Genomic DNA, 13123 nt, shown 5'->3' with positions numbered 1-13123 from the left:
TGTGCGGGAATGACAGTTTAATAACCTGAGTAGTCCATGAAGCAGAGTAAAAACGGCCGTATCCGAGTTGGCGTTGCCCTGAGCGGCGGCGTAGCGCGTGGCCCCGTCCATGTAGGCGTGCTTTCCGTGCTGGAGCGTGAGGGCATTCCCATAGATTGCATCGCTGGCGTAAGTGCCGGGTCAGTTGTAGGTGCTGCCTACTGCGCTGGGCTACCCATGCCCAACATGCGCGAAATGGCTGCCAACCTGGGCTGGCGCAACGTGGCCAACCTTACCTGGCCCCGCCACGGGCTGCTCAGCTTCGACAAAATGGAGCGGCTCATTGTAGATTTGCTAGGGGATTTAGACATCCGTGACCTGGCCATTCCCTTTGCCACCGTCGTTACCGATTTGGATTTAGGCGAGCAAGTGGTGCTGCGCGAGGGGCGACTGGCAACGGCCGTTCGTGCAAGCTGCTCTGTACCTGGGTTTGTTACCCCCGTTCAGATGAACGGCCACTGCTACTGCGACGGCGGTGTGGTAGACAACCTCCCTGTGGACGCCGTGCGCCAGCTTGGTGCTGATTTTGTCATCGGCGTAGATTTGTTTGTGCCTCATTATTCACGCCGTTTGGGGCCGCTTGGCGCAGGCACCGCCGCTATTCAAACGTTGGTTCGGCAATCTGGCGGCGGCTTCAAAGACGCAGATTGTCTCATCCAGCCAGAGATTTCTGGCCACAGCTACCTCAATTTTTCTCGCAAAAAGAGCGAACAGTACATCGCCCTGGGTGCGGCTGCTGCCCAAAAAGTCGTCCCCAGCCTCAAAGCCATCCTCAACCGCTGATTTTTTTGCCATGGATTGCGCGGGTAAAAAGGAAAATCCGTGTTAATCCGTGCAATCCGCGGCCAATTCTCTAATCTCCTGCCGCTTGCAAGCGCGGCTGCCGCCGACTAAACCAGATATTTTCCCCAGAATAGATTAGCAACGCCAGCCAAATCAAACTAAAGCCAACCAAGCGATCTGCCGTGAATGGTTCATGGTAGATAAGTACGCCAATGAGAAATTGCAGCGTGGGGGCGATGTATTGCAGGATGCCAACGGTAGCGAGCTTAATGCGCCGCGCGGCGGCGGCAAAAAGCAGCAGCGGCACGGCCGTTGCCACCCCAGCAAATCCCAGTAGAAATGTTGTCTGCCTATCCACATGCCCAAAAGCGGCCGTTCCCGCCAGTTCCAGGTAAATCAGATACCCCAACGCAGGGAAAAACATTAGCGCAGTTTCTAAAGATAGCCCTTCCAGTGACCCCAGCGGCGCTGTTTTGCGGAGGAGGCCGTACAGCGCAAACGAGGTGGCCAACGTCAGGGCAATCCAGGGCAGCTCACCGTAGCGCACCGTGAGATAAATGACCCCCGCAGCGGCCAGCCCAATGGCCACCCACTGCCCCCGCCGCAGTGTTTCGCCTAAAAAGATAACGCCCAGCAGCACGTTCATTAGGGGGTTGATGAAGTAGCCCAGGCTGGTCTCCACAATGAAACCTGCGTTAACGCCCCAAATATACACAAACCAGTTCACTGAAAGCAGCAAGGCGGAAGCGACGAAGAGAAGCATGGTGCGTGGGGTGTGTACAGCCGTTTTCAACCAATCCCACCGCCGCCGCACTACCAACAACAGCAGCACAAACGCTAACGACCAAGTCATGCGATGGCTCAAAATCTCCATGGCTGGTACGTGTTGCAGCAGCTTCCAGTAAAGCGGAAACAGTCCCCACAATGCGTAAGTCGCTATGCCATACAATATGCCTCTATTCATCAATATTCCTCTAAAAATTATGAATTATGAGGGATGAATTATGAACCTACCAACAGATCACCGCTTACTGTTTACTGATTACCGACTCATGGCCCCGGCGTTGGCGTAGGTGCAGGATTGACCCGAATGATGGTGGTAGATTCGTTAAAAGTGTCCCCTTCCCCAGCGGCAACGGTAATTTCCGCCAATCCCTGTATGTCTATGGGCAGGGAAACGGCCGTTTCCCAATACCCCCAATAATCGGTGTTGAAGCTGGTCTGGGTGACAACACGGCCGTTTTCCATCAAAATTGAGATGCTGACTGGTCCTTCGCTCACGTTGTACGCCGTGCCATACAAGAAAAGCTCCTGCCCAGCAAATACCTCATCATCTGGGGGCGGGTTGCCAATGGTCACGCCCCGCGCCTCCAGCTCTGTGGGTGCCAGCACGTTGATGGGTACAGACGCTTCGCGCCAATTTTCCGTGCCCGGTTCCCCGGTGCTGGCCACGGCACAGGCTGGCCCCACCAAATCTTGCGGCACTACCACAAATCCTTGCCAATAGACGGCTCGATTGCTCGCGCCCAATACAAAACTTTGCCGTGCCACTCGCGTTTGGCAATCATCGGCCCAAATGGAGATGGTGACAGTGCGGTTTACCGGCAGCAAAACCTCGCCGTCAAAGAAGATGTTGAAGCCGCCCACCGCTTTGGCATTGATGGTGGGCCGGAACATCTCCAGGTAGCGCGTTGCTGTTTCCTTGTTGAGCGTGAGCCAAACCGGCACATCGTAAGTGAATAAAATTGAGCCATCTGCACCGAGCAAGTTGGCGCGCATGGTGGCTGCGCCACTCACGTATGGCGGCAGCATAAATGAAGTTTGCCAGCCAAATTCGTTGGCTGTGGCCGCAACTTCTGTGAGTAGACGGCCGTTGCTAGACCACAAAGAGACCACAATTGATTGATCCGCCTCCATCTGCACCAAGCCGCGCACTTCTACCTCATTTCCCAGCGTGAGCAGTTGGTTGGGGTTCGGGTCGCTGATGTTAATGAGCGGATTGACGGGCGTGGGCGTGACGGTTGGCTTGGGGGTTGCCTGTGCCGAAGCCGTGCCATCGCCGCCTGAGGGCGAAATGCCGCTTTCTGGCGGGCGGGTGCTGATGTCTAGCGTAGGCGGCAGCGAGGTTGCGGTGGGTGACGGCAGCAGCACCAGCGGTGCCAGCGTCGGCAGCACCTCGTCCGATCCACCACAGCCAACTAGCAGCAGAAATAGCAGGCTAATTAAGCTAAAAGCAGTCTTCTTTTGAATCATTTGCCCATTTTAATCGCACATGAGGCACTTTGCCAGCAATGGGCCGTCGGGCTACAATCGCCGCTCTGTATGGAACTTTTGCCGCTGTTATTTTGGCTCCTGCTGTTGGGAGCGGCCGTTTGTGTAGCCTTGCCGCGTTTTAAGCAAAATTGGGGATGGCATATGGCCGTATCCTTGCTGGGCCTTTTGCTGCTAATCTGGCTCATTTTACGCACGCAGCTACCGCTTACTGCCACTTTTCTGGCCTGGTCTGCCAGCGGCTCCCCGCCCGACTGGACTTGGCAAGTTGACACAACCAGTTGGCACATAACGGTTTGGCTGCTGTTGGTGAGTACGGCCGTTTCCCTCCATGCGCTTCTGCAACCAACCCATCCTGCCAACAGATCTACCACGCCTGCAAGTGTGCTGCTGCTCACAGCAGCTGGGCTTACGGCCATCTGGTCTGCTGGCTTTGCCGGGTTACTGGCTGGGCTGACGCTGCTGCTGGCAAGTTGGCTCATCACCCTCTGGTTGGCGGGGGAACGGAGCAATCGTTTTATTTTCAAGGGAGCCACCTTGCTCATGGGCCTGCTGCTGGCGTGGCCCATTGGCTCTAGCCGCACCAGCCTGCTGGCAGCGGCGTTGCTGCTGAATATTTGGCCGTTACCGCTATGGCAACCAAAAACGCACGAAAATGAAACGACCGTTGCCGCCCTAACGCCCCTCTTGCCGCCGCTGGCGGGAGGGCTGCTATTGGTGCGTCTGCTGCCGGTGGCGCAACTCAGTCCTGGCGTTAGCTTGCTGCTCACCGTGCTGGGGCTGGTGGGCGTTTTCCGAGGCGTGCAGCTTGCCTGGAATCGGCTCCATTTGCCCAGCTACGCCGTCACCGCCTTGCTGCTGGCGCAAAGCCACCTGCTGCTGCTAGCTGCCATCTGGGTAGGCACTGCGGGGGTTTTAGCGGAACTGCGAGCGATTTTGCTGGCAGGCAGCGCCTTGTATTTGCTGGTTTTACGGCCTACTACCCACAAATTTGTGCGGACGGCCGTTGGCAGCATCATCTTAGCAACTTTGGCAGGCGCACCGTTAACCGCCACCTTTGCTAGTCGGGCTGGTTTGTACGCTATTTGGTTAGCAGACGGCCGTTGGGCGTTGGTGCTGGTGTTGGCACTGCTGCACGTTCCGCTTATTGTGGCGGGCATTTGGCTGCTAACGCAGCAGGTTCGCCCCTCAGCAAATGTGGAGCGTACAACAAAAGATTGGCTACGCGAAGCAGTGCCCATTTTGCCAGCGGCGGGCTTGTTCAGCGTAACGAATATCAATTGGACAGCCGTGCCGCTGCTGGTACTGTTGATTTTGGCAGTTACCACCGTTGCTGGCATCATCCTGCCCCGATTGGTTGGGCAGCCGCAAGAAGTGCGGCTCACCATTCGGCAAGCGTTGGGCAGCGAACGGCCGTCCTTTGCCGACAATCTGCCCACCGTAAAACAGTTAGGGGCTGGCCTGCAAACGGCCGTCAACGATGCCGCCGACGTTTTGGATGGCGACAGCGGCTTGCTGTGGCTGCTGCTTCTAGCGGTAATAATTATTCTGACAGGCTAGGAAATGGTCAATTATTAACCATTTTGAGAGTTATGAATTTTCCAACAATTTTCGATTGGCTAGAACGACTAGACGGACTGCGTGGCTTCACCGCCGCATATGCTGTTTTGGTAACGGCCGTTCTCGTCATCATCATTTGGGATTGGCGGCTGGCGTTGGCAGCACTGGCGGCGCAATATTTCTTTGCCGGGCTGCTGTTTGTGGATTTGCTTGATCCGCGACTGGCGATGGTGAAGCTGCTGGCGGGCTGGTTTGCCTGCCTCATCCTCTATTTCACGGCGCGGCAGGTAAATTGGGGCGGCCGCCCTCAAGACGTAGCCCCAGATGAGCTGCAAGATGTTGCGCCAGAAAAGAGCTTTCAAGTGGGGCCGCTACGCATCCCCACCTCGCTACCGCTGCGGCTGCTGCTGGTGCTGGTCATGCTCTGGCTCATCACCAGCCAGTTCCAACGACCCGATTTTGCGCTGCCCGCCATCGGCGATAGCTTGTCACACTTGTCCCTGGCAATCTTGGCGTTGGTGGTGTTGGGGTTGCTAGGATTGGTGCTCACTGGCGAACCGCTCAAAGCTGGTATGGGTGTTTTCATGTTTTTAACCGGGTTTGAACTTTTTTATAGCGCACTGGATCAATCTGCCACGATGCTGATTGTGCTGGCCGCAGTCACGCTAGCGCTGGCATTGGTGGTGGCGTATCTGGTGCAGATGCGCCATGCAATTCCCGCCCTGGTTGATTAAATAGAGATTGGAGACTAGAGATTATTAGTCTCCAATCTCCGATCTCCTAAAAATGACAACATTACAAACCCTCCTCTTCACCCCACTCATCGCCGCGCTGGTGGCACGTTTGCTGGTGCGTCAGCCGCAGCTAGTGGGGGCCGTGGCTAGTGGAGGGCTGTGGGTGTGGCTGCGGGGAGTGGGTGTTTCGGGAACGGCCGTCATCTTCTGGAACCAGCCAATGTTGCTCACGCCAGACAATCATGCCCTGCTGCTGACGATGCTGGCCGGGTTGTTCATTTTGTTCAGTCTGGCCATCATTTTTCCCTCTGGAGATTGGTTTGTAGCGGGCGGATTGGTCGGCTTTGCTTTTTTGGCAGCAAGCCTGTTGGCGCAAACGTTTGCTGTGGCGATGGGATTGCTTTTACTGGCAATCGGTTCGCTGGCTCTAGCGGTGCAGTCTGGGCAAGCCGGGTCGGTGCGGGGCAGTTTTCGCTATTTGCTGGCTGGGTTGCTGGCGGTGCCGCTGCTGCTCATTGCCAACTGGCAGTTAGAGGCACAGCCATTGGATTGGCAATTGCCGCTCAGCCAGCTTGTCGCCATCGCTGCCTTACTTTTGCTGGCGGGTTTTCCCTTCCACATTTGGCTGCAGACGGTAGTGAATGAGGCCAAGCCGCTCCCGTTGGTGCTGGTGGCGGGTTGGGCCCCCATCGTGCCGCTGACGTTACTGTTTCAAGCGCTAACCATCCGCCCCAATTTGACAGACGCGACTTTCCGCCAACTTATTATGTTAAGTGGCGGATTGACGCTGTTGGTGGCGGGGGTGTTGGCGGTAACGGCCGTTCACCTACGCCGCGCCATTGGCAATATTTTGCTGCTAGATATGGCACTTACGATTTTGACGTTGCTTTTGCCTACGTCGCTGGGAAGGGAAACGGCCGTTACCTTGCAAATTGGGCGGTTTGGGAGCTTACTGCTGGTGGCTGGCGGCTGGGTGCTGCTTCAGCGGCATCAGCCCGTGTTGCCAATGGATCGCTTGCCAAAAGGATTTGGACGACAGTCGCCGCTGAGCGTGGCGCTGCTGGGCGTGGGGCTGTTTTCGCTGCTGGGGCTGCCGTTTACGGTGGGGTTCGCGGGGCATTGGCAACTGTTAACGGCCGTTGCTGAACAAGCAAATTTGGGCAATCTTCCCTGGTGGCTGCCTGCACTGGCGCTGTTGGGGCTTGGGTTAGGGGCAGCGGGCATTTTGCGCCTGTTAGCTGTTTTGCTGACTAAGCGTGAAGATGATGGGGGCGAAACGGCCGTGTCCGAGCCGCTTTGGCTTCAACTTGTGATTGGTGCTGTGTTGCTGGTTGTTTTGGGGCTGGGGCTGTTTCCGCAAACAGCTATTGGTTGACGATAGCTTTAATCCAGGGCGTGTGTTGGTTGTAATGGCCAAAGCTATTGCCCGCTACATAGTTCCAAACTGGTTTGCCGCTATCTTCCGTAAACGGTGCTACAAAACGGCCGTAAGGAAGCAGCAAATCAGCTTCGTCTAGCTGGTCTACAGCAGCGACGGTTCGTTCATGCGCTGCTATCAGCCCCTCTCGCGCCTCCGCCGGTGACAAATGGCTCTGCTGATCAGCAATTTGGGCGTTCATTGCATCATAATCTGATTGACCATTGCTGAGGATTTGCCCGGCCAAGCCCATCGCTGCCCAACGGTCTTCACGGCGCAGCAAGGCACCGATGCCTTCTACCCAGGCGGCCAAATGCGTGATGTGATCACGGCCGTTCCAACCCACAGCGTCCTTCAACTCCAATAGCTGCGCTTCTGAAAATTGATTAATGAAAGCCAAAAAGTGGTCGAGACCCTCGTTCATTTTGGCAATCAATTCCGATTTGGAAGGTTTCGGATATTTTGTACTCATGTTTCGTCTGATTGCGACGCATACAGATCGGGGTAGATTTTTTGGGCGTAGTAAAAGAGGTCTGCCAGGGTCATCACTTTCCATACAGGGCCTTTGGGCTTCACTTTTTTACTGCCAACGGCTTTGGTGAGGCTAAGTTCCCCTAGCAAAATTTGGTGCAGCGCCTCGCCCGTCACGTCCACGTCTAGGTCTGGTTTGTGAGTGTTGGCACGGCCGTATTCTATTTGTAACGGCCGTTTCCGCGCATCAATTAAAAAAGTGGCCTCTGGCCCAGACACGTTGAAACGAATAAACAACTTGGCCTTCAGCAACGATTCTGTCGCCTGCGGCAAATCCGCCTTCACCTGAGTAAATAAGTCCTGCAAATATTCGTAAAGCTGCGTTTCGTTTTGGTAGGCCATCTGAAATTACCGAATTACTGAATTACCCAATTACTGACACTGTAATTGAGCATTTATTCTTCTTCCGTTTCTCCAGTTAGCTTTTGTTTAAACTGTTCTGCCTGGAACTGGACGGAATAATTGATCATGTACCAAATTCCTTTCCACGTATCCGGATCCATCAAATCTTCACGGGTGGCCCCTTGTAGGCTATCCATGATGCCTTTGGCTACGTCCGGCGTGAAGCGATCAATGTTGGTTTTCACAAAGCTCAGCATGGTATCTGGCTGGAGCGGCTTGGGGAGCTGCTCATTCATCTTTTCGCGCAGTTGGCTGGCCTGGAACCGGGCTGAGTAACTAAGCATGTACCCCATCCCTTTCCATGTCTCAATGTCCATCAAATCTTCGCGGGTCATGCCCTCAAAGTTTTGCAGGATGCCTAGCTGCATTTCTGGTGTAAACTGATTCAGGTTTTGGCGCAGATAGGTAAGCAGGTTAAGGGGATTGTAAGGCGAGGCAGTGTCGGTGGGAACGGCCGTTTTCAAATCAGCTACCAACTCATCCAACTCAGCCAAAAGTGCCTGTTTGCGAGTCAATAGCTCCGCCTCAGCTTCACTCATGGCTGGCGCAGCAGCAGGTTGCGCCAACTTTTGATGTACATGGCAGTAGTCAGAACCGTCGGATGCCCAATTTTTACATGGCTTGCCTGCTTTGGTGGTAGCTGCACAGCGGGTTGGGGATTGCTCACTCATAAAAAGTCTCCTGATTTTGGTTGCTAGTGGTTGGTAGTTGGTAAGCAGCCACTAACCACCAACCACTAAATCTATTTTTTACGCCAAAAGAAGAGGGCAGCCACGCCTGCCAGCACCGCAGCCCCAGCACTGGCGAGTATGGTTGTGGTACGGCCGTTGCCACCCCGTTTTGCCTTACTCCGCCCACCTTTTACTGGTAGGGCAGCGGCTGCCTGCCGCTGCACATCCGCCAGCTTGGCCGGGTCATTACGCAGTTCGTCCGCCAGGGCACGCTTTTTGGCCAAATCTTCATCCGTCAGGAAATGATCGTGGCTACGAATGCCAGACAGTTCCAAACCATGTTTCTTGTAGAGGCGGTAAATCTCCTTAACGCGCTCAATTTCGATGTTGCGACCGAGGGTATAATCTTCAAAACGGCCGTCCAATGCCAGCAGCGCCGTCTCCGCCAAACAGGCATAGGCTACGCCAGGCGGCAGGCCAATGTCCATGCCGTAATCCGGCTTGCCCGGCAGCAAAATCTCCCCAGATTCGATGACAAGCACGTCAGGCCGCAGCGCAGCCTCTTCTTCGGTGATGTCTGGCGGGCGCGCGATGTCGCAAATAACGGCCCCCGGCTTGCACTTGGTAATGTCAATAATGCGCGTGTTCAGAGCTGTCGTCGTCGTCACAATCAGATCGCAATCGCCCACGTAATCATCCGCCGTTGTACTTAGCGTCACCTGGGCGTTGGGCGTTTCGCTTTCGATGGTTTGCTTGAGGGCAATCAGCTTTTCAGGGCGGGGGGCTACCAACACGATGTTTGGCACCGCCTGCGCCAGCAAGCGGGAACAAACAGAGCCTATCGATCCGGTTGCGCCAATCACCATCACTTTACCTTGATGAGCATCATCCAGACTGTTGCCCATTTTTACCACTGCTTGCTTGGCTGTTTCCAGCGTAGCGGCCACGGTGAGGCTGTTGCCGGAGGTGATAGCAATATCCGCTTTTTGCGCCACGGTAATGCCCGCATCCCCAACTACAGAAGTGAACGCGCCCAAGCCCATCAGACGTGCGCCGAATCGCTCTGCCATGCGCGAAGCGCGAATGAGGCGACGATAAACAAAGGCAGGATCGCGGCGCATCAGTTCGCGGGGGGTGCCACCAATGTAAAGTAAATATCCCTCGATTTTTTGGCCAGTGGTAGGGCTTTCGATGCCGGTAATGCGGCTGCCGTACATGGGGGGCAGATGGGCTGCAACGCGCTCAACCAATCTGTCTGGGAAGAAGCGTGCCCAGCGGAATTTGGGGTGAGTGTAAATGAAGCGTGGCGACAGCGGATGAATGACAAAGGCAAATTTGTTAATGCCTGCTTCTTCAGGCTGCAATAATTTGATGCCCGGCTTCCATTCCATCTGGGCCATCAGGTTAAGGTACGTGTTTTCGGTAAGGGCAGCCGTTGTATCTGGGCGTAGGGCAACGAGAATGGCTTCAAAAACGGCCGCTCCCAAATGAGCCAACTCCTGATCCAGTGGCGGCATAGTGGTAACAATGGCCGAAACGCCGCGCTCCCGCAAATCAGCCACGTCTTCCTCAGTAACCGATTCTGTGACGACAACCTTGCGCTTGAGCTGTGCTGGTCCATAGCGGCGAATGCCGGCCACATTCCCAGCCAAAATATCTGCCCACTCAAACAGCTTGGGGCTGCGCGGCCGTACCGATTCACCCGCTTTGGGGAATAACCGCCGGAACGGATAGGCACGTAACTGATTCAAGGTTGGTTCTGCAACGCGGGGTAATGTTTCGGCGCTACCCACACCAGGCACGGGCGGCAAAGCAAAATAAACGATCGGGTCTGCATAACGCACAGTTTCGGTGTATTGGCTTAGTGCCATCGCCAGACCTTCGTGGTTGAGGCCGGGCGCCATGAGCACCTGCTTGCGTGACCAGATGCCGGGCTGCGCCTCTGCCGCCAGCCGCACAGCCCAACGCTCCATAGCCGCACGCACGCCAGCCCCGTCTACCACTGGCGTTTGCTGGGCAACTTCAAACAGCGGTGCGGCAGCGGGATGTGCCACCCGCGCTTTGCCCAAACGCAATGTTTTGGCAACACCCGTAAGAGCAATGGCAGCTACTTGGCCATCTTGCGCCTCAATTTGCGCGGCCATTTTGTCTAAATCGCCGTCGCAACCAATGTGATGAATATGAACCGCACTGCCAAGCAGCTCTACTTGTTCTTCACTTTCTTCTGCGCCGTGATAGTGCAGCACAGCAATTTTGGGGTTCAAGTCAGCCTGCTCCGACATGAGGCACACTCCTTTTTGTGGTTTGATAGATCATGTGTTGGTTTGCTATTCTCGGATTTTATCAAAGTTTGGTGGTGCATGATTATACTCACTTTGCCACAATTTTCCGATCTGCATTGCTCTGTTCGATATTATTGCAAAATCGTGCGTTTTAGCGGCTTGACATTCATGACGCACTGTGTTATATTTTACTTATGATGCAATGCGTCATGAAGAAACTAACTTAACTTGATATTACGCAATCCACCAATACCGGATTGCAGGAGGCACAAAAATGGCAGAAAAAATTGAATTCACCGAAACGGTAGAAGAAAATGTAAATTTGTTGGTTGAGAACGGCCGTAAAGTTGTTTTGGCTGGTTTGGGTGCAGTCACCCTGGCCCAAGAAGAACTGTTTAGCATGTTCAATAACCTGGTAGAACGCGGCACCAAAACCGAAACCAAGACCCGCAAAATGGTTAACAAGCAGGTTGAAACCCGGCAAAAAGATGCTGAAAAGGCAGCCAAGCGCGTTGAAAAAGAGATCGAAAAGCGGTTTGAGAATGCTCTGCATTGGATGAACATTCCATCCAAAAGCGATATTGACAAACTGAGCCGCAAGGTCACCACCCTGAACAAAAAGGTAAACGACCTGAGCAAAGCTGCATAACCACCTCTGGGTACGAGCATTTTAATAATACGGTAGATTTTCGCGGGTAGATGGTAACCATCTACCCGCGTTGCATAAAACAAGCTGAGGTAAAAATGGCAGAGAAAATTGAAATTCAAGAAGAAGCTGTTGATGAAGGGAAAAATCCATTTGTGGAAGGCATTCGCCGCGCCTTGTTAGCAAGTGTGGGTGCTGTTTCTGTTGCCCAGGGCGAAGCGGAAAAGTTTGTTAAGCGCTTGGTTGAAAAGGGTGAGATCGCGGAAAAAGACGGCCGTGCCTTGCTAAACGATCTGGCTGAAAATCGCAAACAACGCGCCCAAGAAAGCAGCAAACGGGTTAGCGATGAGCTAGAAAAGCGGATGGAAGGCTTGCTCAATCGCATGAACATTCCCACGAAGTCTGATATTGAGCAGTTGAGCAACAAGGTTGCCGAACTGACCAAGAAGATTGAGACGCTGAAAGAACAAAAGTAAGTATTTTCTGTTTGCATAAAACTGAAAAACCGAAAATTTTGGGAGAGAAACGGCCGTTGCGCTGCTTCTCTCCCTTTTTGCATATCCGATAATCACGCCTATAATTTCACATGACGCACTGAATCATTATGCAATTCAAATAAGGACAGAACCGTTATGCCTGTAATAAAACGTTATCCTAACCGGAAGCTATACGACACCGACGCCAAGAAATACATTACCCTAGATGGCATTGCGGAGCTGATTCGAGATGGAGCCGAAGTTCAGGTTGTTGATCACACCACCGAAGAAGATTTAACGGCCGTTACCCTCACCCAAATCATCTTTGAACAAGAAAAGCGAAACAGTGGCTTTTTGCCTAAATCAGTTCTCACAGGGCTGGTGCGCGCTGGGGGCGACACGCTCAACACGCTGCGCCGCAACCTCAATTCGCCGCTAGAGCTGCTCAAGCATGTGGATGAAGAAATTGACAAACGGCTGCAAACCCTGGTAGAACGAGGTGAGATGGCCAGAGACGAAGCGATTAGCCTAAGCGAAAAACTTATTGCCGCTGGCCAGGAGAAAAGTAAAGAGATGATGCCAGGCCAGCAGCGATTGGAACGCTTGCTAACTGTTCGTGGTGTGCCTTCCCGCGAGGAAGTTGAACAACTAACCAGTCAAATTGAAAATCTCTCGACCAAAATTGATAATCTTATTGACGAAAAAACAGCAGAAAACGATAACAACAACTAACTCACATAACCCGCCTGCATGATAAACATTACTGGCTCTATTAAACGGGCATTTGTTTTTCCCGCTGTTCCTAAAGTTGCGCTGACGTATTACAGCGACCTCCGTCGTGTCGCTGAGTTCTTGCCCCATATTTCTCTGGTTCATGCCTATACGCCAAACCAGATTCGAATGCTGTATGAGACGGTTGAGCTAGGCGCGTATACCATCCAAATTTATTCTGATCTAGAGTGCAGCGTGAATTGGCAGGAGATGATTTTGACTGTTTATCCCGTAAATATAAGGGAAGCACCTCCTATTCAAGCAGAAACCAGTATGCGGCAGGCTACCGGCAGCGGTTTATTTGCCATTGAAACCCACTTTTTTGATCTGGGTATACAAACTCGTTTGGAATATACCATCCGCCTAAAAGCAGAACTGGAACGGCCATTAGGGATGCGTCTCATGCCTAAACGTGTGGTTAAACGAATTGCCCAAAGCATTACCGATGAGCGCGTGAAAGAAATTGCCGACGGATTTATCAAACGCTCCATAGAAGCGTTTCCTACCTGGGAAGCAGCCCAACAACCTGTCAACAAATAA

The 13123-nt window shown here is 53.5% G+C and carries 14 protein-coding genes; 8 read left to right on the top strand and 6 right to left on the bottom strand.

Going from position 1 to position 13123, the window contains the following annotated elements; translation table 11 throughout:
* Positions 1-36 precede the first annotated feature (36 nt).
* Entirely contained in the window at positions 37-822 is a 786-nt protein-coding gene (locus ACOQPM_RS14630; protein ID WP_420630003.1) for a patatin-like phospholipase family protein, read from the top strand.
* A 70-nt stretch (positions 823-892) separates the two neighbouring features.
* Here the strand turns inward: ACOQPM_RS14630 and rarD are convergent, their stop codons facing one another.
* Positions 893-1786, bottom strand: coding sequence for an EamA family transporter RarD (rarD, locus tag ACOQPM_RS14625; RefSeq protein ID WP_420630002.1), 894 nt, complete (start codon positions 1784-1786; stop codon positions 893-895).
* Between the two features lie 86 nt (positions 1787-1872).
* A complete protein-coding gene (locus tag ACOQPM_RS14620; RefSeq protein WP_420630001.1) occupies positions 1873-3075 on the bottom strand; it encodes a hypothetical protein in 1203 nt (400 codons plus the stop codon).
* Here ACOQPM_RS14620 and ACOQPM_RS14615 point away from each other — a divergent pair.
* The 3 genes from ACOQPM_RS14615 to ACOQPM_RS14605 are packed head-to-tail and all read left to right on the top strand — an operon-like array spanning position 3067 to position 6762.
* Positions 3067-4653, top strand: a complete 1587-nt coding sequence (locus ACOQPM_RS14615; protein WP_420630000.1) for a hypothetical protein — start codon at positions 3067-3069, stop codon at positions 4651-4653. The genes ACOQPM_RS14620 and ACOQPM_RS14615 overlap by 9 nt on opposite strands.
* Before the next feature lie 32 nt (positions 4654-4685).
* Complete coding sequence (locus ACOQPM_RS14610; protein WP_420629999.1) at positions 4686-5387, top strand: hypothetical protein; 702 nt, start codon at positions 4686-4688, stop codon at positions 5385-5387.
* A gap of 52 nt (positions 5388-5439) precedes the next feature.
* On the top strand, positions 5440-6762 hold the full coding sequence (locus ACOQPM_RS14605; RefSeq protein WP_420629998.1) for a proton-conducting transporter membrane subunit: 1323 nt from the start codon (positions 5440-5442) through the stop codon (positions 6760-6762).
* Here the strand turns inward: ACOQPM_RS14605 and ACOQPM_RS14600 are convergent.
* The 4 genes from ACOQPM_RS14600 to ACOQPM_RS14585 form a co-directional block, all read right to left on the bottom strand.
* Positions 6752-7276 carry a ClbS/DfsB family four-helix bundle protein gene (locus tag ACOQPM_RS14600; protein ID WP_420629997.1) on the bottom strand — a complete coding sequence of 175 codons (525 nt, stop codon included), beginning with the start codon at positions 7274-7276 and terminating at the stop codon, positions 6752-6754. The two genes, ACOQPM_RS14605 and ACOQPM_RS14600, sit on opposite strands and share 11 nt — an antisense overlap.
* A complete protein-coding gene (locus ACOQPM_RS14595; protein WP_420629996.1) occupies positions 7273-7677 on the bottom strand; it encodes an SCP2 sterol-binding domain-containing protein in 405 nt (134 codons plus the stop codon). Before ACOQPM_RS14595 ends, ACOQPM_RS14600 begins: the two co-directional genes overlap by 4 nt.
* A gap of 53 nt (positions 7678-7730) precedes the next feature.
* Positions 7731-8408 (bottom strand): hypothetical protein, encoded by a 678-nt coding sequence (locus ACOQPM_RS14590; protein ID WP_420629995.1) that lies wholly within the window; start codon positions 8406-8408, stop codon positions 7731-7733.
* A 71-nt stretch (positions 8409-8479) separates the two neighbouring features.
* Entirely contained in the window at positions 8480-10690 is a 2211-nt protein-coding gene (locus tag ACOQPM_RS14585) for a serine carboxypeptidase (protein WP_420629994.1), read from the bottom strand.
* A 274-nt stretch (positions 10691-10964) separates the two neighbouring features.
* On the opposite strand from ACOQPM_RS14585, the gene ACOQPM_RS14580 reads away from it, so the two are divergent.
* The 4 genes from ACOQPM_RS14580 (at position 10965) to ACOQPM_RS14565 (ending at position 13123) form a co-directional block, all read left to right on the top strand.
* Positions 10965-11339 (top strand): phasin family protein, encoded by a 375-nt coding sequence (locus ACOQPM_RS14580; protein WP_420629993.1) that lies wholly within the window; start codon positions 10965-10967, stop codon positions 11337-11339.
* Positions 11340-11434: 95 nt separating this feature from the next.
* Positions 11435-11812 carry a phasin family protein gene (locus ACOQPM_RS14575; RefSeq protein WP_420629992.1) on the top strand — a complete coding sequence of 126 codons (378 nt, stop codon included), beginning with the start codon at positions 11435-11437 and terminating at the stop codon, positions 11810-11812.
* 156 nt (positions 11813-11968) lie between these two features.
* Positions 11969-12544, top strand: coding sequence for a polyhydroxyalkanoate synthesis regulator DNA-binding domain-containing protein (locus tag ACOQPM_RS14570; RefSeq protein WP_420629991.1), 576 nt, complete (start codon positions 11969-11971; stop codon positions 12542-12544).
* Positions 12545-12562: 18 nt separating this feature from the next.
* Complete coding sequence (locus tag ACOQPM_RS14565; protein ID WP_420629990.1) at positions 12563-13123, top strand: hypothetical protein; 561 nt, start codon at positions 12563-12565, stop codon at positions 13121-13123.

Origin of the sequence: Candidatus Leptofilum sp., from assembly GCF_965223525.1 — a bacterium.
In the GTDB taxonomy this organism is placed as follows: domain Bacteria; phylum Chloroflexota; class Anaerolineae; order Promineifilales; family Promineifilaceae; genus Leptofilum.
The sequence above is the reverse complement of the archived record's forward strand: the minus strand, read 5'-3'. Positions and strand labels throughout refer to the sequence as shown.

Bases quoted from the DNA above. Each gene is read 5' to 3' on its own strand.
- ACOQPM_RS14630 (WP_420630003.1), top strand. From the start codon at position 37: ATGAAGCAGAGTAAAAACGGCCGTATCCGAGTTGGCGTTGCCCTGAGC.
- rarD (WP_420630002.1), bottom strand. From the start codon at position 1,786: ATGAATAGAGGCATATTGTATGGCATAGCGACTTACGCATTGTGGGGA.
- ACOQPM_RS14620 (WP_420630001.1), bottom strand. From the start codon at position 3,075: ATGATTCAAAAGAAGACTGCTTTTAGCTTAATTAGCCTGCTATTTCTG.
- ACOQPM_RS14610 (WP_420629999.1), top strand. From the start codon at position 4,686: ATGAATTTTCCAACAATTTTCGATTGGCTAGAACGACTAGACGGACTG.
- ACOQPM_RS14605 (WP_420629998.1), top strand. From the start codon at position 5,440: ATGACAACATTACAAACCCTCCTCTTCACCCCACTCATCGCCGCGCTG.
- ACOQPM_RS14600 (WP_420629997.1), bottom strand. From the start codon at position 7,276: ATGAGTACAAAATATCCGAAACCTTCCAAATCGGAATTGATTGCCAAA.
- ACOQPM_RS14595 (WP_420629996.1), bottom strand. From the start codon at position 7,677: ATGGCCTACCAAAACGAAACGCAGCTTTACGAATATTTGCAGGACTTA.
- ACOQPM_RS14590 (WP_420629995.1), bottom strand. From the start codon at position 8,408: ATGAGTGAGCAATCCCCAACCCGCTGTGCAGCTACCACCAAAGCAGGC.
- ACOQPM_RS14585 (WP_420629994.1), bottom strand. From the start codon at position 10,690: ATGTCGGAGCAGGCTGACTTGAACCCCAAAATTGCTGTGCTGCACTAT.
- ACOQPM_RS14580 (WP_420629993.1), top strand. From the start codon at position 10,965: ATGGCAGAAAAAATTGAATTCACCGAAACGGTAGAAGAAAATGTAAAT.
- ACOQPM_RS14575 (WP_420629992.1), top strand. From the start codon at position 11,435: ATGGCAGAGAAAATTGAAATTCAAGAAGAAGCTGTTGATGAAGGGAAA.
- ACOQPM_RS14570 (WP_420629991.1), top strand. From the start codon at position 11,969: ATGCCTGTAATAAAACGTTATCCTAACCGGAAGCTATACGACACCGAC.
- ACOQPM_RS14565 (WP_420629990.1), top strand. From the start codon at position 12,563: ATGATAAACATTACTGGCTCTATTAAACGGGCATTTGTTTTTCCCGCT.